21 protein-coding genes are annotated in these 21,590 nt (G+C 66.2%); 14 read left to right on the forward strand and 7 right to left on the reverse strand.

Going from position 1 to position 21,590, the window contains the following annotated elements; translation table 11 throughout:
• The 3 genes from G6N77_RS10235 to G6N77_RS10245 all read left to right on the forward strand — a co-directional run bounded on the left by G6N77_RS10235 (nucleotide 1) and on the right by G6N77_RS10245 (nucleotide 3,152).
• On the forward strand, nucleotides 1–732 hold the full coding sequence (locus G6N77_RS10235; protein WP_165182064.1) for an MBL fold metallo-hydrolase: 732 nt from the start codon (nucleotides 1–3) through the stop codon (nucleotides 730–732).
• A complete protein-coding gene (locus G6N77_RS10240; protein ID WP_165182065.1) occupies nucleotides 720–1,925 on the forward strand; it encodes an MFS transporter in 1,206 nt (401 codons plus the stop codon). The genes G6N77_RS10235 and G6N77_RS10240 overlap by 13 nt, the downstream gene beginning before the upstream one ends.
• Before the next feature lie 96 nt (nucleotides 1,926–2,021).
• A complete protein-coding gene (locus G6N77_RS10245) occupies nucleotides 2,022–3,152 on the forward strand; it encodes a serine hydrolase domain-containing protein (protein WP_165182066.1) in 1,131 nt (376 codons plus the stop codon).
• A gap of 11 nt (nucleotides 3,153–3,163) precedes the next feature.
• On the opposite strand, the gene G6N77_RS10250 is transcribed toward G6N77_RS10245, so the two are convergent.
• On the reverse strand, nucleotides 3,164–4,051 hold the full coding sequence (locus tag G6N77_RS10250; RefSeq protein ID WP_165182067.1) for a phosphatase PAP2 family protein: 888 nt from the start codon (nucleotides 4,049–4,051) through the stop codon (nucleotides 3,164–3,166).
• Between the two features lie 56 nt (nucleotides 4,052–4,107).
• On the opposite strand from G6N77_RS10250, the gene G6N77_RS10255 reads away from it, so the two are divergent.
• Complete coding sequence (locus G6N77_RS10255) at nucleotides 4,108–5,073, forward strand: o-succinylbenzoate synthase (protein WP_165182068.1); 966 nt, start codon at nucleotides 4,108–4,110, stop codon at nucleotides 5,071–5,073.
• A 41-nt stretch (nucleotides 5,074–5,114) separates the two neighbouring features.
• Complete coding sequence (menD, locus tag G6N77_RS10260) at nucleotides 5,115–6,920, forward strand: 2-succinyl-5-enolpyruvyl-6-hydroxy-3-cyclohexene-1-carboxylic-acid synthase (protein WP_165182090.1); 1,806 nt, start codon at nucleotides 5,115–5,117, stop codon at nucleotides 6,918–6,920.
• Here menD and G6N77_RS10265 read toward each other — a convergent pair.
• The 4 genes from G6N77_RS10265 to G6N77_RS10280 all read right to left on the reverse strand — a co-directional run bounded on the left by G6N77_RS10265 (nucleotide 6,904) and on the right by G6N77_RS10280 (nucleotide 11,111).
• Complete coding sequence (locus tag G6N77_RS10265; protein WP_165182069.1) at nucleotides 6,904–7,707, reverse strand: amino acid ABC transporter ATP-binding protein; 804 nt, start codon at nucleotides 7,705–7,707, stop codon at nucleotides 6,904–6,906. The two genes, menD and G6N77_RS10265, sit on opposite strands and share 17 nt — an antisense overlap.
• Nucleotides 7,704–8,630 carry an amino acid ABC transporter permease gene (locus G6N77_RS10270; protein WP_262453381.1) on the reverse strand — a complete coding sequence of 309 codons (927 nt, stop codon included), beginning with the start codon at nucleotides 8,628–8,630 and terminating at the stop codon, nucleotides 7,704–7,706. Before G6N77_RS10270 ends, G6N77_RS10265 begins: the two co-directional genes overlap by 4 nt.
• Nucleotides 8,631–8,681: 51 nt before the next feature.
• Nucleotides 8,682–9,617 (reverse strand): ABC transporter substrate-binding protein, encoded by a 936-nt coding sequence (locus tag G6N77_RS10275; RefSeq protein ID WP_165182070.1) that lies wholly within the window; start codon nucleotides 9,615–9,617, stop codon nucleotides 8,682–8,684.
• A gap of 156 nt (nucleotides 9,618–9,773) precedes the next feature.
• Nucleotides 9,774–11,111, reverse strand: a complete 1,338-nt coding sequence (locus tag G6N77_RS10280) for an isochorismate synthase (RefSeq protein WP_165182071.1) — start codon at nucleotides 11,109–11,111, stop codon at nucleotides 9,774–9,776.
• A 112-nt stretch (nucleotides 11,112–11,223) separates the two neighbouring features.
• Between G6N77_RS10280 and G6N77_RS10285 the strand changes: the two genes are divergently transcribed.
• The 3 genes from G6N77_RS10285 to G6N77_RS10295 are packed head-to-tail and all read left to right on the forward strand — an operon-like array spanning nucleotide 11,224 to nucleotide 14,388.
• Entirely contained in the window at nucleotides 11,224–11,949 is a 726-nt protein-coding gene (locus G6N77_RS10285; protein ID WP_165182072.1) for a demethylmenaquinone methyltransferase, read from the forward strand.
• 1 nt (nucleotide 11,950) lies between these two features.
• Nucleotides 11,951–13,288, forward strand: a complete 1,338-nt coding sequence (locus G6N77_RS10290; protein WP_165182073.1) for a geranylgeranyl reductase family protein — start codon at nucleotides 11,951–11,953, stop codon at nucleotides 13,286–13,288.
• The gene (locus tag G6N77_RS10295) at nucleotides 13,285–14,388 is read left to right on the forward strand and encodes a polyprenyl synthetase family protein (RefSeq protein WP_165182074.1); all 1,104 of its coding nucleotides are present in this window, start codon (nucleotides 13,285–13,287) and stop codon (nucleotides 14,386–14,388) included. The genes G6N77_RS10290 and G6N77_RS10295 overlap by 4 nt, the downstream gene beginning before the upstream one ends.
• Nucleotides 14,389–14,401: 13 nt before the next feature.
• Here the strand turns inward: G6N77_RS10295 and G6N77_RS10300 are convergent, their stop codons facing one another.
• Nucleotides 14,402–14,827 (reverse strand): hypothetical protein, encoded by a 426-nt coding sequence (locus tag G6N77_RS10300; protein WP_165182075.1) that lies wholly within the window; start codon nucleotides 14,825–14,827, stop codon nucleotides 14,402–14,404.
• Between the two features lie 50 nt (nucleotides 14,828–14,877).
• The gene (locus tag G6N77_RS10305) at nucleotides 14,878–15,522 is read right to left on the reverse strand and encodes a trimeric intracellular cation channel family protein (RefSeq protein ID WP_165182076.1); all 645 of its coding nucleotides are present in this window, start codon (nucleotides 15,520–15,522) and stop codon (nucleotides 14,878–14,880) included.
• Nucleotides 15,523–15,657: 135 nt separating this feature from the next.
• Between G6N77_RS10305 and G6N77_RS10310 the strand changes: the two genes are divergently transcribed.
• The 6 genes from G6N77_RS10310 (at nucleotide 15,658) to G6N77_RS10335 (ending at nucleotide 21,544) form a co-directional block, all read left to right on the forward strand.
• Nucleotides 15,658–16,590, forward strand: a complete 933-nt coding sequence (locus G6N77_RS10310) for an ABC transporter ATP-binding protein (RefSeq protein ID WP_240901878.1) — start codon at nucleotides 15,658–15,660, stop codon at nucleotides 16,588–16,590.
• Between the two features lies 1 nt (nucleotide 16,591).
• Complete coding sequence (locus G6N77_RS10315; RefSeq protein WP_165182077.1) at nucleotides 16,592–17,812, forward strand: ABC transporter permease; 1,221 nt, start codon at nucleotides 16,592–16,594, stop codon at nucleotides 17,810–17,812.
• Between the two features lie 5 nt (nucleotides 17,813–17,817).
• Nucleotides 17,818–19,200 carry an MFS transporter gene (locus G6N77_RS10320; RefSeq protein WP_165182078.1) on the forward strand — a complete coding sequence of 461 codons (1,383 nt, stop codon included), beginning with the start codon at nucleotides 17,818–17,820 and terminating at the stop codon, nucleotides 19,198–19,200.
• A gap of 62 nt (nucleotides 19,201–19,262) precedes the next feature.
• A complete protein-coding gene (locus G6N77_RS10325; RefSeq protein WP_240901880.1) occupies nucleotides 19,263–19,949 on the forward strand; it encodes a sirohydrochlorin chelatase in 687 nt (228 codons plus the stop codon).
• A gap of 1,092 nt (nucleotides 19,950–21,041) precedes the next feature.
• A complete protein-coding gene (locus G6N77_RS10330; protein ID WP_165182079.1) occupies nucleotides 21,042–21,290 on the forward strand; it encodes a type II toxin-antitoxin system Phd/YefM family antitoxin in 249 nt (82 codons plus the stop codon).
• On the forward strand, nucleotides 21,287–21,544 hold the full coding sequence (locus tag G6N77_RS10335; protein WP_165182080.1) for a type II toxin-antitoxin system RelE family toxin: 258 nt from the start codon (nucleotides 21,287–21,289) through the stop codon (nucleotides 21,542–21,544). The genes G6N77_RS10330 and G6N77_RS10335 overlap by 4 nt, the downstream gene beginning before the upstream one ends.
• The last annotated feature ends 46 nt before the right edge of the window (nucleotides 21,545–21,590 follow it).

The raw sequence follows: 21,590 nt of genomic DNA on the forward strand, positions 1-21,590 counted from the left end.
ATGGGACAGGAATGGCAGGAACTGCGCGGCGGCATCCTTGTCACCGCGGCCACCGCCGACCGGGCGCTGGTCAACACGGGCCTCGTGGTGGGGCTTCGGCGCGCACTGGTGATCGACACCGGCTGCGGCCCCCGCCATGGCGCAGAGCTGCTCGCCGCCGTCCGCCGCGTGACGCCGCTGCCGCTGGTGGTGGCGAACACCCACGCCCATTGGGACCACTTCTTCGGCAATGCCGTATTCAAGAACGACGGCGCCACCCAGTTTTGGGCGCACGCCACCGCCGCGCGTGGCATGGCTGCGACGGGGGAGGCGCAGCGGCAGGAGGTGGCCGGCGTCGAGCCTGGAATGGCGGCAGGGGAGGGCCCGCTGACGGAGTTGGTGCCGCCCACCTGCCTGGTGGGCGCTGATCCCGCGGTGCTGGACCTGGGCGGGGTGTCCGCAACCCTTTTCACGATGGGCCCGGCCCACACCGGCGGCGACCTCATGGTGGGTGTGGAGGGGGTGCTCTTTGCCGGGGACGTGCTGGAGGAAGGTGCCGAACCCCAGTTTGGGGATGCGGACCGGGCAGGGTGGATACGGGTGCTGCGGACCCTTTCCGGCATGGGCGCGGAGTACCCGCAGATGGTCCCCGGGCACGGGAAACCGGTCACAGCGGCATTTGCGGCGCACATGGCTGACTCCATGGAGGCCGGGCCGGGTCCCGCCCGCCCGGGTCTAGAGTGGGGGCAGTGAGCAAATCAGCAAATCCCGGTGACTTCAGCCTGTGGTCCATCGCCATTCCGGCGTTTGGGCCATCGTTGTTGTTTGGCATCGGCGAGGGTGCCATCCTGCCCGTCATCCCGCTGAGCGCCCGGGACATGGGCGCATCCCTGGCCGGTGCCGCCCTGGTGGTGTCGCTGATCGGCATAGGCTCGCTGGTCAGCAACATCCCGGCGTCCATCATCACGGCCAGGTATGGCGAACGCCGCGGCATGGTGGGGGCCGCCCTGCTGAGCCTGCTGGCCATGCTGCTGTGCGTCTTCTCCGGCAATCTCTGGTTCTTTGGCCTGGGCGTGTTCCTGATCGGTGCTGCCGCTGCCGTGTTCAACCTGGCCCGGCAAAGCTACCTGACGGAGGCAGTGCCGCCCACGCTGCGCGCCCGGGCCATGTCCACTCTCGGCGGGGTGGGCAGGATAGGACTGTTTGCCGGCCCGTTCATTGGAGCCCTGGTCATCCACCTGGTGGGCCTGACCGGCGCGTACTGGGTGGCCGCCGTCTGCGTGGCCGGGGCCGGGGCGGTGGCCTGGGGCCTGCCGGACCTGGTCAGCGGGGATGGTGTGGCGCCCAAGGGTCCCCAACCCACCTTGAAGTACCTGCTCGCCACGCACCGCAAGGTGTTCCTGACCGTGGGGATAGGGGTGCTGCTGGTCAGTTCCGTCCGTTCCTCCCGCCAGGTGGTGGTGCCACTCTGGGCCGACAACCTGGGGCTCAACCCGGCCGTGACGTCCCTGATCTACGGCCTCTCCGGCGCCGTCGACATGCTGGTGTTTTACCCGGCGGGGAGGGTCATGGACAAGAAGGGCCGCATTGCCGTGGCCGTCCCGTCCATGGTCCTCATGGGTGTCTCCCTGCTGCTCATGCCGCTGACCACGGGCGCCGTTTCGCTGCTGCTGGTTGCCATGCTCATCGGCTTCGGCAACGGCATAGGGTCGGGGCTCATCATGACCATGGGGGCCGACTACTCCCCGCGCAACGGCCGCGCCCAATTCCTGGGCATCTGGCGCTTCCTGTCAGATTCCGGAGGGTCCAGCGGTCCCGCCATCCTCGCCGGGCTGACGGCAGCCGTGACGCTGTCCTTCGGCATCGCCGCCACGGGATTGCTGGGGCTGGCCGCAGCGGCCGTGCTGGGTTACTGGATTCCGCGCAACAAACCCGTGGCCCGCTGAGCCACCGCCCGAAGCGGGCCGGAAGACGGCCCGAAGCCTGCCGCTCAACCTCAAAAAGCTGTTGACGCCCCGGCCCGGGCCGCGAATCATGGAACCATGAGCGCACAATTCGAAACGGTGTGGCAGGCCCTGCGGGACAAAGTGGAGGAGGGCTGGGCGCCCGGAATGGTGGCGGGCATCCGGCACCAGGGAACCACGGAGTACTTTGCAAGCGGCGTGCGCACGCTGGGCCGGCCGGAGCAGATGCGCACCGACACGCCGTTTCGCATTGCCTCGCTGAGCAAGCCCGTGGCCGGGGCCATCGCCGCGTCCATGATTGCGGATGGCACGCTGGCACCCGATGACCCCGCGGACGTGTGGCTGCCGGAACTGGCCTACCCCCGCGTGCTGACCCGCCCCGATGCCCCGCTCGACAGCACGGTTGCCGCCACCCACGACATCACCGTCCGCCACCTGCTGACCCTGACCCACGGGCTGGGCGCCGTCTTCGCAGACACGCCACTGGCCCGCGCCATCGCAGAATCGGGGATCCTCACCGGGGCCATTCCTCCTGACCTGGAGCCCGGTGAATTCATGCACCGCGTTGCCCGGCTTCCCCTGGAGCAGCAGCCGGGGGAGAGGTGGAAATACCACACGGGCAGTGACATCCTTTCCGTGCTGCTGGCCCGCGCGGGCCAGGCCCCGCTGCACCAAATTCTCACCGAACGCATCACCGGCCCGCTGGGCCTGAAGGACACGGCCTTCTTCGCGGACCCGAACGAACTGCCCACCGCCTACCGCCCCGGCCGCGCAGGCCTGGAGGTCCTGGACCCTCCCGACGGCGCCTTCGCGCGGGAACCGGCATTCGAGTCCCTCGGCGGCGGGCTGGTCTCCACCGTGCCCGACTACCTGGCGTTCCTGGCCGCGCTGGCGGACGGCACGCTGCTGCCGGACGAACAGCGACGCGCCATGACCGGCGACCAGCTCACCGATGCGCAGCGCGTAGGCATGGAGGAAGTGGCGGGCCCGGGCACCTCCTGGGGCTGGCAGGTGGCCGTCACCACGGACGGCCGCGATCCGTGGACGGCACCCGGCGGCTACGGCTGGACGGGCGGCACCGGCACCGCTGCTTACGTCAACCCGTCGGCGGACTTCATTGGCGTGCTGTTCACCCAGCGCGCCATGGGCGGACCGCAGGATAATTTCAATTACTTCTGGGAGCCCCTGGCTGCGGCCCTGGGAAGCTAGGCCCTGACAACCTAACGGGAAGGCCGGCGTCGAACCTGGAAGGTCAGGAACAGCGTGGCGGCCAGGGCCAGGCCGTAGCCCACGCACACAATCTGCCCCACCCCGGCCAGGAAGAAACTGGTGGTGCTGGCGGCGGGATCGGGAACCACGGAGTGCAGAATCAGTCCCGTGGCCAGCGCGGCAAGCAGCGCGAGGGCACCTGCCGCGGCGCTCCACCACAGGCTCGACGCCCAGTGTTGGCCCGAACCCAGCCACACATTCCACTTCGTGCCTGAACGCAGCACCAGCACGGCGGCCGCCAGCGTCCAGACCGAGACCACGAAGAAGGCGGCCAGCACGTCGGCAGGGCGGTGCCACTGGTTGATCAGCGTGGACACGCCGGCAATGATCGCGTAGCTGCCGCCCACAAATGCTGCGGCCGGGCGCCAGCGCGGGGACACCACCAGAAACACGGCCGCGGCAGCACTGGCCGCCAGCGTGCTGTGCCCGGAAGGGAGCGAATTCAGGGCCAGCGTTGTCACCCCCACGTCCGGCCGGTTCGGCAGCCACACCTTGATCAGCTGGGTGCTCAGGTTGGCTGCGCCCATGGCAACCAGGGCAATCCCGGCGGCCTTCCAGCGGCGGCGCGCCAGGGTGACGAAAAGAACCACGACGGCGGCAATCACCACCGAGGTGACGGGCAGGTAATCCAGGAGCTGGGACGTGGGCACCCCAATGATCCGGCGGGCCACGGCGGCCTCCACCAGGGCGGATTCGTCAATGTACTGCCCCGTGGTGCTCTTGACGAAGAAACCGTACGTTGCCACCAATCCAGCCAGGCACATGAGGGCGGCCACCACGAAGGGGGCTGCGGACAGGGGCGCGCGGAGGGAGAGGTGGCTTCCGTGGTGGGTGTTCATCCAGACTAGGATCCCATGGATTCTTGGGAGGAAGCTGGCGGCGCTACAGTGTTCACATGCCGTCCCTGGAAGAACTGCTCGCCTGCGCCCATGTCGTCACGCTGCCCATGCGGGTGAAGTTCCGCGGTGTGCTGGAGCGTGAGGTGCTGCTGCTTGAGGGGCCCGCAGGCTGGGCCGAGTTTGGCCCCTTTCTGGAGTACGACGACGGCGAATCGGCCAGGTGGCTCGCATCGGCCGTGGAAGCGGGCTGGGACGGGTACCCCGCCCCGGTGCGCGGCTGGGTACCCGTCAATGCCACGGTGCCGGCCGTCTCCGCCGACGAGGTAGCGAACGTGCTCGGTGCCTTTGACGCCGTGCACACCGTGAAGGTCAAGGTGGCTGAGGCCGGCCAGTCATTGCGTGAGGACATGGCGCGCGTGGCGGCCGTGCGGCAGCAGCTGCCGCATGCGCGGATCCGCGTTGACGCGAATGGCGGCTGGGACGTGGACCAGGCCGTGCAGGCGCTGGCGGCGATGTCCGTGTACGGGCTGGAATACGCCGAACAGCCGGTGGCCACTGTGCCTGAACTGGCCGCGGTGCGCCACGCCATGGAAGGCTCGGTGCTGATTGCGGCGGATGAGAGCGTCAGGAAGGCCGCCGACCCGCTTGCCGTTGCCCGCGCCGGGGCGGCCGACCTCCTGGTGGTCAAGGCGGCTCCCCTGGGCGGCGTGCGCCGTGCGCTGGACATCGTGGCGGAGGCCGGGCTCCCGGCCGTGGTCAGTTCCGCCCTGGACTCCTCCGTGGGCATCCGCGCCGGCCTGGCGCTGGCAGCGTCCCTGCCGGACCTTCCGTACGCCTGCGGCCTCGGCACAGTGTCCCTAATGGCCGCCGACGTGGCCGCCGACAGCCTGGTTGCCGCGTCTGGTGGCATCTCGGTGCGCGATGTCGCCGCGGACCCGTCCCTCCTGGAGCGCTTCGCCGCCGCGCCCGAACGCCGCGACTGGTGGCTGGCCCGCCTCCGCCGCTGCTTTGCCCTGCTGTAGCCCGGCATGGCTAGAGTGGTGGCGTGACGTTACTGAATTCAATGGACGCTGCCCGGTACGTGGTGGATGCACTGGAACGCGGTGGGGTGCGCCACGTGGTGGTGGCCCCCGGATCCCGCAGTGCGCCCCTCGTGTACGCGCTCGCCGAGGCCGAAGCGGACGGTCGGCTCACCGCCTATGTCCGGATTGACGAGCGCGTTGCAGGGTTCACGGCACTCGGATTGGCGCAGGGCTCTGGGGCGCCGGCCGCCGTGCTGACCACCTCCGGCACGGCCGTGGGGAACCTGATGCCCGCCGTCATGGAGGCCAACCATTCCGGCACGCCGCTGCTGGTGCTTTCGGCCGACCGCCCCGAGGAACTGCGGGGCACCGGTGCCAACCAAACCACAGTTCAACTGGACCTTTTTGGCGAGCATGTGCGCTTTGCCACTGACGTTGCCGCCGGGGTTGACCCCACCAGCGCCATCGACACGGCGCTCAGTGCGGCCAAGGGACGCCTGGAGGGCATTCCGGCCGGACCCGCCCAGGTAAATTTGGCCTTCCGCGACCCGCTGACGCCCGCCCTTGACGGTTCCGAATGGGAACATTTGGCGCCGGTGGTTGATCCTGCGCCGCTGGTTGAGCCTGGCGAAACCCCTGGATCTCGACAGGCTCGATCAACGGGGCTTCTGGATCGATCAGCGGAAGTCTTTCCGGCCATTGCCCTGCCCGCCGCCAGGCACCGCACAGTGGTCCTGGCCGGGCACGGGGCCGGTCCGGCGGCGGAACACTTTGCCCGCACCCTGGGCCTGCCGCTGCTGGCCGAGCCCTCCTCAAACGCCCGATTCGGCCCCAATGCCATCGGCCCGTACCGGCTGCTGCTGGACCACTTCGGCCCGGATTCCGCGGCGCCGATTGAACGCGTGGTGGTGTTTGGCCGCCCCACGCTGTCCAGGCCCGTTGCGCAGCTGCTGGCCCGGCCGGACCTGGAGCGGGCGCTCTATGTTCCCCGCCCCGTGGCCTGGTTTGAGGCCGGCCGCCGCCCGGAACTGGTGCTCACGCAATGGGGCCAATTGGTAGGTTTTGCCGGCTGCGGCCCGGACAGCTGGCTGGCGGCCTGGCAGGATGAGGCAGCCGGGGCGGAAAGCGCCCTGGACTCAGCCTTGGACCCTGCCTTGGATTCAGCGCTGGACTCGGCCCACCCTGGAACGCTGTCCGGTCCTGCCGTGGCCCGCGCCGTCTGGGCCCGGGCCCAGGAAGATTCCGTGCGGGGCGGCGCCGGCCTGGGCCGGGCCGGCAACCTCATGCTGGGCTCGTCAAACCCCATTCGCGACGTGGATTTGGCGGGACGCCCCGGGCTGGACGCTGACGCCCAGCCCGGTGTCCATGCCAACCGCGGCCTGGCCGGGATCGACGGCACCATTGCCACCGCCATGGGCATAGCCCTGGCCTCGGGATCGCCCACCCGGGTGCTGCTGGGCGATGTCACGTTCTTGCACGACGCCGGTGCGCTGCTGTTGGGTGCGGGGGAGCAGGAGCCGGACATCCAGCTCATCGTCCTGAACGACGGCGGCGGCGGCATCTTCTCCGTCCTGGAACACGGGAGGCTGGCCGCGGCACCCAACTATGCGGACGCCGTCGAGCGCTTCTTTGGCACGCCCCACACGGCGGAGCTGGGGGCGCTGGCCGGAGCCTTCGGGTGGCGCCACACGCTTGTGCGCACGGCGGCGGAGCTCGCCGCCGCGCTGGCCCCTCCCGTGCGCGGCCGCAGCCTCATTGAGGTCGCGGCCACCCGGGAGGGCCTGCGCGGGCTGCACGAAAACATCCGTGCAGCCCTGAACCGCGGGGCGGCTAAAGGACGCGGCTGAGGAATTCCTGGGTCCGGTGGTGCTGCGGGTTGGCGATGATGTCGCGCGGATTGCCGCTCTCCACCACCACCCCGCCGTCCATGAACGTCAGGGTGTCGCCCACTTCGCGGGCAAAGCCGATCTCGTGGGTGACCACGATCATCGTCATGCCGGACTTGGCAAGGTTCTTCATGACCTCCAGGACGTCACCGACCAGCTCCGGGTCAAGGGCGGAAGTGGGCTCGTCGAAGAGCATCAGTTCCGGCTCCATGGCCAGGGCCCGGGCAATGGCAACGCGCTGCTGCTGGCCGCCGGAAAGCTGTGACGGGTAGAAGTTGGCGCGGTCGGACAGGCCCACCATCTCCAACAGTTCCAGCGCTTTCAACTTTGCCGCCGACTTGGACTGGCGCTTGACCTGCGTGGGTGCCTCAATCACGTTCTGCAGCGCGGTCTTGTGCGGGAACAAGTTGAAGCGCTGGAACACCATGCCAATTTCCCGGCGCTGGGCCGCGATTTGCTTGGCGTTCAGGTCGTGCAATTTGCCGTTGACCTCGTGGTAGCCGATGAGGTCGTCATGGACGTAGATCCGGCCGGCGCTGATGGTCTCCAACAGGTTGATGCAGCGCAGCAGCGTCGACTTGCCGGAACCGGACGGACCGATGATGACGGAGACTTCGCCCTGCCGGACGGTCATGTCAATGCCCTTGAGGACATGGTGGTCGCCGAAGAGCTTGTGCACGCCCTGGATTTCCACGAGCGGCTTGGTCCGGGCCGTGGCCTGCTCTTTCAATGGTGCGGTCTCGGTCATGACTGGCCGCCTTCCGTGGTTCCACCGGACGTTTCCACCGGTTTTGCGTGCGCTGCGGCCACGGCCGCCGTGGCCTTGACGGGTGCCTTTGTGACGTTGTCCACGCCCTTGCCGAAGTGGCGCTCAATGTAGTACTGGCCCACCATCAGCACCGAGGTGATGACGAGGTACCAGAATGCGGCCACCATCAGCAGCGGGATGGGCAGGAACGTCCTGCTCGCCAATGCGTTGGTGACGAACGTCAGGTCCAGGGTGAACGGGACAGCCAACACCAGCGAGGTGGTCTTGAGCATGCCGATGGTTTCATTGCCCGTGGGCGGGATGATGACCCGCATGGCCTGTGGCAGGATGATCCGCCACATGACCTTTGAGCGGCGCATGCCCAGCGCCTCGGCAGCTTCCATCTGGCCGTTGTCCACGGACTTGAGCCCGGCACGGAAGATCTCCGCGAGGTATGCCGATTCATTCAGGCCCAGGCCCACGATGGCGGCAACGGTGGCGTTGATGACAGTGGCCGTGTCCCAGGAAAACAGCTCAGGTCCGAAAGGGACCCCCACAATGATCTTTGGATACAAGGCGCCCACGGAGCCCCAAAAGAGGAGCTGGGTGTAAACGGGAGTGCCGCGGAAGAACCAGACCCAGACCCAGGAAACGTACCTGAACAAGGGATTGTCCGACTGGCGCATGAACGCCAGGAGGATGGCCAGCACAATGGCAATGACCATGGAGGTGACCGTCAGGATCAGGGTCCACCCCACGCCCTGGATCACCAGCACGTCGAAGAGGTAGGTCCGGAAGGTGCCCCAGTAGAACTTGGGGTTGGTGGTCATCGACTGGATGACCAGCACCAACACCAGCAGGATGACGGCGGCCCCAACCCACCGCCACGGGTGGCGAACGGGAACTGCATCAATCAGTTCCACGTCGACACCCGCGTGATGGGAAGGCCGGCGCGTGAGGAGACGGCTCAACGGTTAGCCCGCCGTCGGGTTCAGCACGGCCTTGGGCAGGGCGCCGTCCGTGTTGTTCCAGTTCGTGAGGATCTTGGTGTACGTGCCGTCCTGGATCAGCTTGTTCATGACTTTTTCAACGACTCCCGCGAACACTGTGTCCGTCTTGGCAATGGCAATGCCCTGCTGTGCGGAGTCATAAACGGCACCCAAGGTCTCAAGCTGCCCGTTGGTCTTGGCCAGGGCATTCTTGATGATGGGGGAGTCGGCGCTCATGGCGTCGATGGTGCCGCCCACCAGGCGGGTGGTGACATCCGTCTGGTTCTTCAGCGAAACAATGGTGATGGCGGGCTTGCCGGCCGCCACGCACTTGGCCGAACGGTCCTTGACGTCGGGATCTTCCTCAACCGTTCCCGTCTGGACGCCCACCTTCTTGCCGCAGAGGTTGTCCATGGTGATGCCCTTGGGGTTGCCCTTCTGAACCGCCCACAGCACGCCGGCGTTGAAGTAGCTGACAAAGTTCACGGCCTTGGAACGCTCCGGGTTGATCGTGAAGGAGGACATGCCCAGGTCGTACACAGTGCCGAGCTTTGGCAGGATGGAGGAGAAGTCGGCTGTGTGGACCACGGCCTTCTTGCCCAGCGTGGCGGCGATGGCCTTGGCCAGGTCGACGTCGTAGCCGATGGGGGTTTGGCCGTCCTTGTCCAGGAATTCGGCCGGCTCATAGGACGTGTCGGAGCCAACGTCAATGGTGGCCTTGTCCTTCAGGGCTGCCGGGAGCAGGGCAATAAGTGCATCATCCTTGGCCACGGTGCTGGGGTCAAAGGTTGCCGGGGCGGACGCGCCGTTGGAGGACCCTGAGCCTCCGTCCTGGGATGCGGTGGTGCAGCCTGTCATCGCCAATGCGGCGACGGCGGCGACAGTAGCCAGGCGAACGGTCAGCCTAGTTGAAATTTGCATGTTTTACCCTTTGTTTCTTAGCTGGAGCAGAGCGATGGAATCTAGTGTAGCGCCCTGTGATTTGCATCACGGTAAACGATGTTTCACTATTGAACAACTTTTTCGGCCGCTTTGCAAGGGGCCGGGGAAGGACGCTGTCTGTAATTCCGGACTCTGTTAGCCGTGCAGTCCCAGGGCTTGGAGCATGGGACGGAACTTCGCCCATGTCTCCGCCAATTCGGCCTCGGGGTCTGACGCCTCCACAATGCCCGCTCCGGCGTAGAGCCGTGCCTGGTGGGGCGATTCCAGCACTGCTCCGCGCAGGGCGATTCCCCACTCGCCATTGCCGGCACCATCCAGCCAGCCAACGGGACCGGCGTAGGGCCCGCGGTCCATTTTCTCCAGTTCCAGAATCAACTTCCCGGCGTTGTCCCGGGGGGTGCCGCACACGGCTGCCGTGGGGTGCAGGGCCTCCACGAGGGCCAGGGACGTGGGCAGGTGGCCGTCAATGCCTGCCAGCTCGGCCGTCACGTCGGAGGCCAGGTGCCACACGTTTGGCAGTTCAAGGATGAACGGAACAGCCGGGAATGACAGGTCGGTGGCGAACGGGGCCAGTTGCCGGGTCAGGGACCGGACGGCAAAATCATGCTCCTGCCGCTGCTTGTCGGAGCCGCCCAAAACGGTGGCGGCGAAGTCCACGGAGCCGGCCGGCTCGTCCTCCCGGTCCAGGGTGCCGGCCAACACCCGGGCCTGGGCCGTGGTGCCGTCCACCTTGATCAAAATTTCCGGCGTGGCGCCCACCAGCCCGCGCACCCCGTACGTCCAGCATTCCCCGTACAGTGCCGTCAATCGTTGCAGGATTGAGACACGCCGCAGCGGTTCGGCGAACGTGGCCACCACATCGCGGGCCAAAACCACCTTGTCCAGGCCGCCTTCGGCAATGGCCCTGACTCCCGCGGTGACGGATTCCTTCCACTCCTCCTCGCTGAGCGCGCCTGAGGTGAGCGAACCGGCGGAGGCGCCCTCCGGCGTCGTGCCTGTGGCTTGGAAGGCGGACTCGCCGGACGCCAGTGCCGCACACAGCAGCGCGTGTGCGGAAGCGGAGGTGGGCGCGGTGCCGTCAACCGTCAGCTGGGTGAGCCAGGCCGTGCCGTCACGGAATCCCACCACCAGTGCCGGGATGACCAGTACGGATGGGTGGGAGCTGGTTTTGGAGAAGGCAAAGGAGCCGAAAGCCAGGGCCCCTGTGCCTGGGATGCGGACGGGGTCCTGGACCTGGGCTTGGGCGAGCACCTGCTTCCACCACTCTTCGGCGTCGGCAAAGCGTTCCGGGCCCGTGCCGGAAAAGCTGGCAATTTCGCCAAAACCGAGCAGGCCCTCACCGCGTCGCAGCCAGCAAAACGCGTCGGTGCGGAGCAGTTCGGCGGGAGAGGTGGCGGAATATTCACCCAGTGCAGCGGCGTCCAGGGCCGTGGTCAGGGTGCGCAGCGCAGGCGTGCCGGGGGATGCAGTCATGATGGATCAAGATTACTCGCTTGGGGCAGCCCGGCGTTGGCGGGCCGTGGGATGGGCCACAGGCGCCCAGGCCCGATGCACGAACCCGGGCAAAGTTTGAGACACTAAGGGGGTGAACCGTGCATCCCTTGAGAAGCGTCCGGCAGAAGTGGCAGCCATGTTTGACGACGTGGCCCCCAAATACGACATTGTCAACGACATCCTGTCGATGGGGCAGACGCGCCGCTGGCGGCGGATAGTCTTTGACGCCGTCGGCGCATCGGCCGGCCAGCGCGTGCTGGATCTCGCGGCGGGAACCGGAACCTCCAGCGAACCGTACGCCGACGCCGGCATTCATGTGGTGGCCTGCGACTTCTCCGTGGGCATGCTCAGGGTGGGCAAGCGCCGCCGCCCGGACATTGACTTCATTGCCGGCGACGCCACCAGCCTGCCCTTCGCGGACAACTCCTTTGACGCCAGCACCATTTCCTTTGGCCTGCGCAACGTCATCGACCCGAAGAAGGCGCTGCGGGAGATGCTGCGCGTCACCAAGCCGGGCGGCAAGCTGGTGGTGGCAGAATTCTCCCACCCCACCTTTGCCCCGTTCCGCACCGTTTACACCGAATACCTGATGCGCGCCCTGCCGGCCGTGGCCCGGAAAACTGCTTCCAACCCGGACGCCTACGTGTATCTGGCGGAGTCCATCCGTGCCTGGCCGGACCAGGACAACCTCTCCGCCTGGCTCACAGAATCCGGCTGGGACGCTGTTGCCTACAGGAATTTGAGTGGCGGCATTGTGGCAGTGCACCGCGCTGTGAAGCCTTCCGCCGCCCCTTCGCCGAAGCCCGCCGCGAACTGAGATGAAGGTACTTATCGTTGGGGCCGGCCCCGCCGGTTCCACCGCAGCGTGGCACCTTGCCTCCGCCGGGATCGAAACCATCGTGCTGGAAAAGACCCGCTTCCCGCGGGAAAAGGTGTGCGGCGACGGCCTGACGCCGCGCGCCGTGCGCGAAATGCAGCTCATGGGCCTGCCGCACGTGGCCGGGGACGGCTGGCGCAAGAACAAGGGCCTGCGCCTGATCGCCGGCGGGCGCACGGTGGAAGTGCCCTGGCCCGAGCTCAGCAATTTCCCCAACTATGGGCTCATCCGCACCCGCCTGGGCTTCGACGAGGCCCTGGCCCGCCACGCCCAGGCCGCAGGGGCGCAGATCCTGGAGGGCCACTCGGTCACGCAGGCCCTGACGGACGGCGGCGGCACGGTGGTGGGTGCCAGGGCGTCGCTGTTGGACGGGGCCGGGCGGAAGACGGGAGAAACGCGGGACTTTCATGCCGACGTGGTCCTGGCCGCGGACGGCAACTCCACCCGGACAGCCGTGTCCCTGGGTCATGAAAAGCGCGACGACCGGCCCATGGGTGTGGCCTACAGGACGTACTTCACCTCCCCGCGCCACGACGACGACTGGATGGAGGGCTGGCTGGAACTGGCCGCGCCCTCCCGTGCCGGGCAGCCAGGCAAGCCGCTGCCCGGCTACGGCTGGGTGTTTGGCGTGGGCGACGGCACCTCCAATGTGGGCCTGGGGATCCTGAACTCGTCCAAGGAATTCGGCAAGCTGGACTATCGGGCGGTGCTGCGCGACTGGACCGCCTCCATGCCGCCGGAGTGGGGCTTCACGCCGGAGAACCAGGTGGGGCCCATCCGCGGCGCCGCCCTCCCCATGGGCTTCAACCGCACGCCGCACTACTCGCCCGGGCTCATGCTGCTGGGCGATGCAGGGGGCATGGTCAGCCCCTTCAACGGCGAAGGCATTTCCTACGCCATGGAGTCGGCCCGCTATGCGGCGGAATTCATAGTCCGCGCCGCCGGCACCAATTCCCGCCTGGCTGCAAACCACGCATTGTCCGGCTACAGCGGCTTTGTCCGCGAGCAGTGGGGCAGCCACTTCACGTTGGGCCGGGTGTTTGCCGCACTCATCGGCAAACCGGCCGTGATGAAGCTGGCACTGCGCACCGGCATGCCGCTGCCCGCCCTCATGCACTTCGTGGTCCGGCTCATGGCCAACCTGACCGACCCGGGCGAACGCGGATTTGAGGATAGAGTGATTCAACTACTGGAGAAGCTGGTCCCCGCGACCGGCAACCAAGGCGCCAGCCGCATGTCCAAGCAACAATCCCTACCAATAGTTAGTGTTAAGCAGTGACTACTTCCGCGAACCACAGCTGGACCCACGCCGGCCATGGGCTTCCCGCCACTGAAGACCCCAACCCCAGCACCATGGCCATCGCCACGGGGCTGGCACTGCCGTCAGGTTTTGCCGCCGTCGCCGAAGACCCGGAGCTCGGTCCGTCCATTGCCATGAGCATGGCACGCGTGGAAAAGGTGCTGCGGGAGGCCATCGCGAACTCGGATCCCCTGGCAGACGCCACCAGCCGCCACCTGGTGGAGGCCGGCGGCAAGCGCATCCGCCCCCTGCTCACCCTGCTGGCCGCGCACCTCGGGGACGCGAGCCGGGCGGAGGTGGTGCAGGCCGCCGTCGTGGTTGAACTGACGCACCTGGCCACGCTCTATCACGACGACGTGATGGACTCGGCGCCCTACCGCCGCGGGGCGCCGACGGCCCACGAGGTGTGGGGCAACACGGTGGCCATCCTCACCGGCGACCTCATCTTTGCCCGGGCCTCAATTCTGGTTTCCGAACTGGGCGGCCGGGCCCTGGAAATTCAGGCCCGCACCTTTGAGCGCCTCTGCCTGGGACAGCTCCATGAAACCGTGGGCCCCAGGGCGGATGAAGACCCGGTGGAGCACTATCTGTCCGTCATCGCAGACAAGACCGGTTCGCTGGTGGCTGCCTCCGGACAGCTCGGCGCCATCTTCGCCGGCGTGCCGGAGGAACACCAGAACGTGATGCTGGACTACGGCGAAAAGGTGGGCATCGCCTTCCAGCTCGCCGATGACGTCATTGACGTCACGGGGCTCAAGCAGGTCTCCGGGAAGTCGCCCGGCACGGATCTGCGCGAAGGCGTGCCGACCCTGCCCGTGCTGCTGCTGCGCAAGGCCGCGGCCCGCGGCGACGCAACCGCCAACTCCGTGCTGGAACTGGTGGACGGCGACCTGAGCGGCGACGACGCCCTCGCCGCCGCCGTGTCCGCACTGCGCGCGCACCCCGCCACGGCTGAATCGTGGACCGTGGCGAGGCAATGGTCCGCCGACGCGATTGCCGCCCTGGCGCCGCTGCCGGACGGCATTGTCAAGACCGCGCTGGCCAGCTTTGCCGAGGCGGTTGTCGACCGGGACGTCTAGCCGACCGGGACGCCTAGTTTTCGTCGTCCTCGGTGAAGACCCAGTCCAGCATGTCCAGCACAAATTCACTGAACGTGCCTTCCTCGTTGACCCAGGCACCCGTGGCATTGTTGCGGCGCCACACGATGGGGTCCGGAATGTCCGCCTGGTCGGAGCGCATGCCCCAGGTGTAGTTCTCGTCTTCGTCTTCCAGGAACAGCAGGTAGCCGTCCTCGATTTCCAGCTCCTCGGGGTCCCAGAAGTAGTAGTAGGCCTCCATGAGTTCCTCGCAGTTGCCCACGGCGTGCAGGAATTCACGCAGGGCCTGCGGGACCTGAATGCCCAGCTCGGTGAAGATCGCATCCAGGTCGGCCGTGTCGATCCCATCGGCGGCTTCCCACGCCCCTTCCAGGTACTGGGGCACGAGGGCACGGAACTTCTCCACGAAAATTTCGGACATTCACTTCTCCAAGCTTGGCATGGGCACTGCTGCGGGCTGCACCCTCAATCCTAGCGGCGCCGCCATCGCGGGCTTGCCCAACTGCGGGCGGCCAGCGGGGCGTGCCACTTGAACTTCAGGGCCAGCATGCGCAAAACAAAGACGACGACGGCGGCAGCCGTCCCGGTGGCAAGGTTCAGCCAGCCCAGGTGCCACAGAGCGGTGGCCAGGCCGGCGCCCAGGAACGCGGGGATGGCGTAGAGGTCCTGCGGGTCAAAGACGCGCGGCACGCGGTTGGCCGTGACATCGCGCAGGATGCCGCCGCCCACGGCCGTGGTGACGCCCAGCAGGAGAGCCGCCGCTGCATTCATGCCCGCATCCAGGGCCTTCAGCGTACCGGTGATGCAAAACAGGGCCAGCCCGCCGGCGTCGAACGTCAGCACCAGGCGGCTGACCCGTTCCACCCCGCCCACCAGGAAATACACCACGGCGGCCGCCAGCAGGGGCGGGAGCATGTAAACGGGGTTGCTGAAGGCTGCTGGCGGGCCGGCGTTCAGCACCAGGTCACGCACCACTCCGCCGCCCAGTCCCACCAGGGAACCCAGCAGCACCGATCCCACCAGGTCAAAACCCTTGCGCGCGGCCAGCAGGGAGCCTGAGACGGCGAAGAAGAATACGCCCAAAAGGTCCAGCATCAGGGCAAGGTTGAGGGGCATGGCAGCTGTTCGTCTCTGTTGGCAGTGTTCTCGGGTGGTGCAGGCCATGGCACGGGCCGGCTTAAGCGTACGGTGGCTGGCACGCAACGGGCCAACGGGCGTGTCATCGACGGCGATCGTGGATACGCTGGCACCATGGACTACGCCCACGCGCACCCGCTCATCCACATCGAGGACTTTCGCATGCAGTTTGGCGAGAAGACTGTCATTGACGGGCTGTCCTTTGACGTGGCCCCCGGGGAGACATTCGGGTTTCTGGGCAGCAACGGCAGCGGCAAGACCACCACCATCCGGGCCCTGCTGGGCATCTACCGCCCCACCTCGGGGACGCTGCACATCAACGGGAAGGTGTTCAGTGACGACTACGGTGCACGGCTTGGCTACCTGCCGGAGGAGCGCGGGCTCTACAAAAAGGAGTCGGTGCTGGACGTCATGACGTACTTTGGCCGGCTGAAGGGGCTGTCCCGGCAGGAATCGCAGCAATTTTCCCGCGACTACCTGGACCGGGTGGACCTGGCCGACAAGGCTGAGGTGCGCGTGGACAAGCTCTCCGGCGGGCAGCAGCAAAAAATCCAGCTGGGGGTGACCATCATGAACGACCCCGAACTGCTGATCCTGGACGAGCCCACCAAGGGCTTTGACCCGGTGAACCGGCGGCTGCTGATGGACATCATCGAGGACAGGAAGAAGGCCGGTGCCACCGTCATGATGGTCACGCACCAGATGGAGGAGGTGGAGCGGCTGTGCGACCGAATTGTGCTGCTCAAGGACGGGCGAAGCGAGGCCTACGGCACCATCGATGAGGTGCAAAACCAATTCGGCGGGCGCACCGTGCGCCTCAAGCACAGCGGCACGGTCCCCGATTCCCCTGACTACACGGTGACATTGCGGGAAACCAACTATTCCGAGCTGGCCCTGGACGACTCCGTGGATGAGGCCGAGGTGCTGCGCCGCCTGGTCCAGGCGGGCGTGGTGGTGCGCGGCTTTGTTGCGGCGAAGCGGAGCCTGGACGACATCTTTTTGCAGGTCTACGGCGAAAAGGCCGCCGTCGAAACGGGGGCGAAATAGCATGGCACGCCACAACCTGGGCACCGTGGTGCACTTTGAATTCACCCGAACCGTCAAGAAGCGGCGCTTCTGGATTGCCACCCTGGCCATCCCCATTCTGCTGGCCATAGTCTTTGGCCTGGTCTTCGCCAGCAACTCCTCCACGAAGTCACAGGCGGACGCGCAGAAGCACGACAAGATTTCCTTCACTTACACGGACTCGTCCGCCCTGGTGGACCCCGCGCTGGCCAAGGCCATGGGAGGAACGGTGGAAGCGGACCCGGGCACCGCCGTCGAACGTGTCAAGGCCGGCACCCTCAACGCGTACTTCAGCTACCCGGCCAGCCCGGCCAAGGAGACGGTCAACGTGTACGGCGCCGACCAGGGCATCTTCAAGAACGGCACTTATGACGCCGTGGCCAAGCAGCTGCTGGTGCTGTCGGCCCAGGAAAAGGTGGGCTCGGCGGAGCTGGCCGCGGCCGTGCAGGGCAATTTCCGTTCGGACACCCAGACGTACAAGGACGGGCAGCTCTCCGGCGGGCTGGAGACAGTGGTGCCGCCGCTGCTGTTCCTGGTCCTCTTTTATGTGGTGATCATCCTGCTGGCCAACCAGATGCTGGCGTCCACGCTGGAGGAGAAGGAAAACCGGGTCACCGAAATGATCCTGACCACGCTCAACCCGACCACGCTGGTGGTGGGCAAGGTGATCTCCCTGTTCCTGGTGGGCGCCGTGCAGGCACTGGTCTTTGCCACGCCCATGGTGGCCGGCTACGTATTCTTCCGCGACCAGATGTCCATGCCGGACTTCGACCTCTCACACCTGCAGTTCCAGTTCTGGCCCATGCTGGTCGGTGCGCTCTTGTTTGTGGGCGGCTTCATCCTGTTCACCGGCGTCCTGGTGTCCATTGGTGCGGTGATGCCCACGGCCAAGGACGCCAGCACCGTGTTTGCGCCCGTCATGATCATGATGTTCATCCCCTTCTACATTGTGACCATGGTGGTCAGCGACCCCGGCAACCTCATTGTGCAGATCTTTACCTTCTTCCCGTTCACCGCGCCCATCACGGCCATGCTGCGGAACGGTTTTGGTTCGCTGGGCGGACCCGCGGCAGCGGTGGTGATCGTGGAGCTCTTTGTCTTCGGCTTTGCGGCCCTGCGCCTGGCCGTGCACCTGTTCCGCTACGGCTCCATTGAGTACTCGCGCAAGCTGTCCCTTCGGACGGCATTTGCCAGGAAGGGCTGAGGCCCATGGAACGCAGGGTGCTGTGGGTGGCCATCCTGGCGTCCTTTGTGGCGTTCCTGGACGGGGCCATTGTGAACGTGGCGCTGCCGGCCATGACCCGGGAGCTGGGCGGGGGGATCACCACGCAGCAGTGGGTGGTGGACGCCTACCTGCTCACGCTGGGCTCGCTGATCCTCATTGCCGGCTCCCTGTCCGACACCCTGGGCCGCGTGCGGATCCTGCGGGCCGGGCTGCTGGTCTTTGGGGTGGCGTCCCTGGCCTGTGCGTTTGCCCCCAGCGCCCTGCTCCTGGTGGTTTCGCGTGCCGTGCAGGGTGCCGGGGCCGCACTGCTGGTGCCCAGTTCCCTGGCATTGATCACCTCCACCTTCAGCGGGCCAGCCCAGGGCAAGGCGATCGGCAGGTGGACGGCGTGGACGGGTACGGCGTTCCTGGCCGGGCCCCTGCTGGGCGGGCTGCTGGTTGACTACTCCAGTTGGCGGCTGGTGTTCGCCATCAATGTGCTGCCCATTGCCGCCACCTTCTGGCTGCTCAGGGGCCTGGCCCTTCCCGCAGCCGCCGCGGACGACGCCGGGTCCCCGACTGCCGCGATTGACGTCACCGGCGCTGTGCTTGCGTCGGTGGGGCTGGCCGGGACGGTGTTTGCGCTGATTGAACAGGACAGGCTGGGATGGGGGAGCCCGGCGGTCTTTGTGCCCTTCACGCTGGGCGTGGCTGCCCTGGCCGTGTTTCTTTGGTGGGAGGCCCGCACCGCGCAGCCCATGATGCCGCTGCCGCTGTTCCGGACCAGGAACTTTGGCATGGGCAATGTGGCCACGGCCTTCATCTATGCCGGGGTGTCGCTGGGCGGGCTCATGATGGTCCTGTTCCTGCAGGAGGTGGCGGGATTTTCTGCCGCGCTCGCAGGCCTGGCCTCGATGCCCACCGCGGTCATCATGCTCCTGCTGTCCGGCCCTTTTGGCACGCTGGCCGGAAAGTACGGGCCCCGGCTGTTCATGGCGGTTGGCCCCATTGTGGCGGGAACGGGCTACCTGCTCATGGCCACCACGTCCGTCCCGTTCAATTTTTGGCTGCACATCCTGCCGGGCATCCTGGTGTTCGCAGTGGGCATGTCCATGACGGTGGCACCCCTCACCGGCGCAATCCTCGGCGCCGTCCCCACGAAGCAAAGCGGCATAGGATCGGCCATCAACAATGCCGTTTCCCGGGTGGCCGGGCTGATCGCTGTGGCCCTGGCCGGCGTGATGCTTGGCGGTGTGCTGGACTTTGACTCATTTCGACGCATTGTGGCCATTACGGCGGCGCTGTTCATCACCGGCGGCGTGATTTCCGCCCTGGGCATTGTCAACACGGGGTTGCGGGGCGTCAAGCAGACACAGGCCGCCGCTTAACGCCGTACATTGGCTTGCAACGGCCCTCTGGCGGGACCCGTATTGATGAAAGGAAGCACTCCATGGGCCTTGAAACTGTGATGGTTGCCTGCTCGCACGGCACCAACAACACGGAGGGCCGGGCGCGGATCAACCAGCTCCGGGCGGACATCGCGGCCCTTCGCCCCGGGCTTACGGTGCTGGAGGCCTACGTCGATGTGCAGGAGCCGGCCCTGCCCGATGTGGTGGCGGGGCTGCCCGAGGGGGTTCGGGCCGTCGTCGTGCCGCTGCTGCTGACGGTGGGCTACCACGTCCAGGTGGACATAGCCCAGGCCGTGGCAAGCCGGCCCGGCACTCTCGCCGCCGCACCGTTGGGGCCGGATCCGCGGCTGGCCGGGCTGCTGCATGAACGGCTCGGCACGCTGCCCCACGGGTGGGGGATTGTGCTGGCCGCGGCCGGTTCCTCGCGTCCGGAGGCGGCCGAACAGATCGAGGTGCTTGCGGCGGACTTGGCCGTTCGCAGGCCGGAGCGGGTGCTTGCGGCCTACGGCGCCAGCGCCCGCCCCTCGGTGCCGGAAGCAGTGGCGCAGCTGCGCGCGGAGGGGGCGTCCGGCGTCGCGGTTGCCTCCTATCTGCTGGCGCCCGGCTACTTCCACGACCAGCTCTCGCTGGCCGGAGCCGATGCCGTGTCCGAGCCGCTGCTGCCGTCCGGGCTGGTGGCACAGCTGGCGCTGGAGCACTTCGACGCTGCGGTGTCCCGGACTGCCTAATATTTCGGCACGGGGGTTCCCGGTGAACTTGGCGACGGGTGACGCCGTGCGCTGGCCGTCACTCGTGGATCGCATTGGCGTGCGATCCTGCGCAGGTCCAATTCACCGAAATTCTCAATTTCGTGTTGCGTTCCTCCAGCCTGTTTGATGTTGATGTCGAGGACTGACCCCGTGATTTTCGGAGTCAGAACGGTGGGCTTGTGCGGACGAAAATCCTGTCCAGCATAAGCCCCGCTCACCCGGCATTTTTGCGGGTATACGGGTATACGGGAATCCGGCGACCCTGGCGACACGCGGATTGTTGTTCCGGGGAATTTGGTGGTGGTTGGACCGGTCGTTGACCGGCTTACGGGACACTTCGCCAATATCTATACGGGACACCCCTTGCGGGACGGATTGACGCTTCGAACGCAGGTTTCAACCCTCGTAGCATGTATTCATGACAGACCTGCAGCAGATTGGGGTTAATGTTGGAGCCCCGTGGTTGCCGCCTGGCAGCTCAGCAGAAGTATGGGTAGGGAACAACTTTCCTGCCACAGAACCGGCAATCGTCACAAGACTGCTCCACATCCGACGGACGTCAGGCCATGAGCCGGAATTCTTCTGTGTTCCAACAACCAGAGGTCCAAATCTCCCGACGCGTTATTTGTGGAACGGATCCGACAGCGAGTCCCTAGCGATCGGTACTTCCCGACTGATATTGGAAATCTTCGAGCAAACCGACGTCGCTGCCCACTGCATTGGATTTATTCGAAATGTCGTCCCTACTCCCAACTCCAGCTACACCTACCCTGTGCCATGGGCTCACGTGCCCATATTTCTGGTCGCCGACACCGCCCACCCGATTGTTGACGGCGAGTGGTTTGGAGTCGATCGTGCCCGAATCGAGTTGTCTGACCGGCACTGGTGGCCGATCGTCGAGCATTACCTAGCAAGGAACGACGCCTAACACGTATACAAAGCTCACTAGTCCAAGGTTTCCCAGGTGTAGGCCCGCTCAGGGTTCCTTAGGGGGTATCGCGATCAGTATGACTTTCCTTTCAAAGAACGTACTTCATGTACATTTCAAAATGCTGGATGTACAGTTTAGTTATGTCCACTGTCAGCGTCGCAGACGCACGCAACCACTTTTCAGAAGTCATCGATCGCTCGAAAACCGAAGCGGTGTTCATCGAGCGCCGCGGTCATCGCGCTGCCGTGGTTGTCAGCCCTGAGCGGTATGAGCAGATGCTTGAAGCTCTGGAAGATGCCGAAGATGTCGCCGCATTTGATGAGGCGATGGCAGAGGAAGGCCCCAACATCCCTTGGGCTCAAGTGAAAGCTGATCTGGGCTGGGTATGACTTACCAAGTCGAGTTGCGTCCTGCCGCAGTTCGCGCGTTGAAACGAATTGACCATCAGGATCGCGACCGCATTCGTGGAGCGATCGCGCTCCTTGGTGAGGATCCACGACCGCCTGGCGCCAAGGCCCTCCAAGGGCGTCCCGGCCTCAGAGTTCGCATAGGGGACTACCGTGTCGTCTACACGGTTGATGACAACATCCTCGTTGTAGCAGTGATCACGCTTGGACATCGTAGCAACGTCTACCAACGCTGACTGCCCGCAGACGAATCAGCTTTTGGCCACCCCTATGCCCCGCAGA

Origin of the sequence: Arthrobacter silviterrae (genome assembly GCF_011045165.1) — a bacterium.
In the GTDB taxonomy this organism is placed as follows: Bacteria; Actinomycetota; Actinomycetes; order Actinomycetales; family Micrococcaceae; genus Specibacter; species Specibacter silviterrae.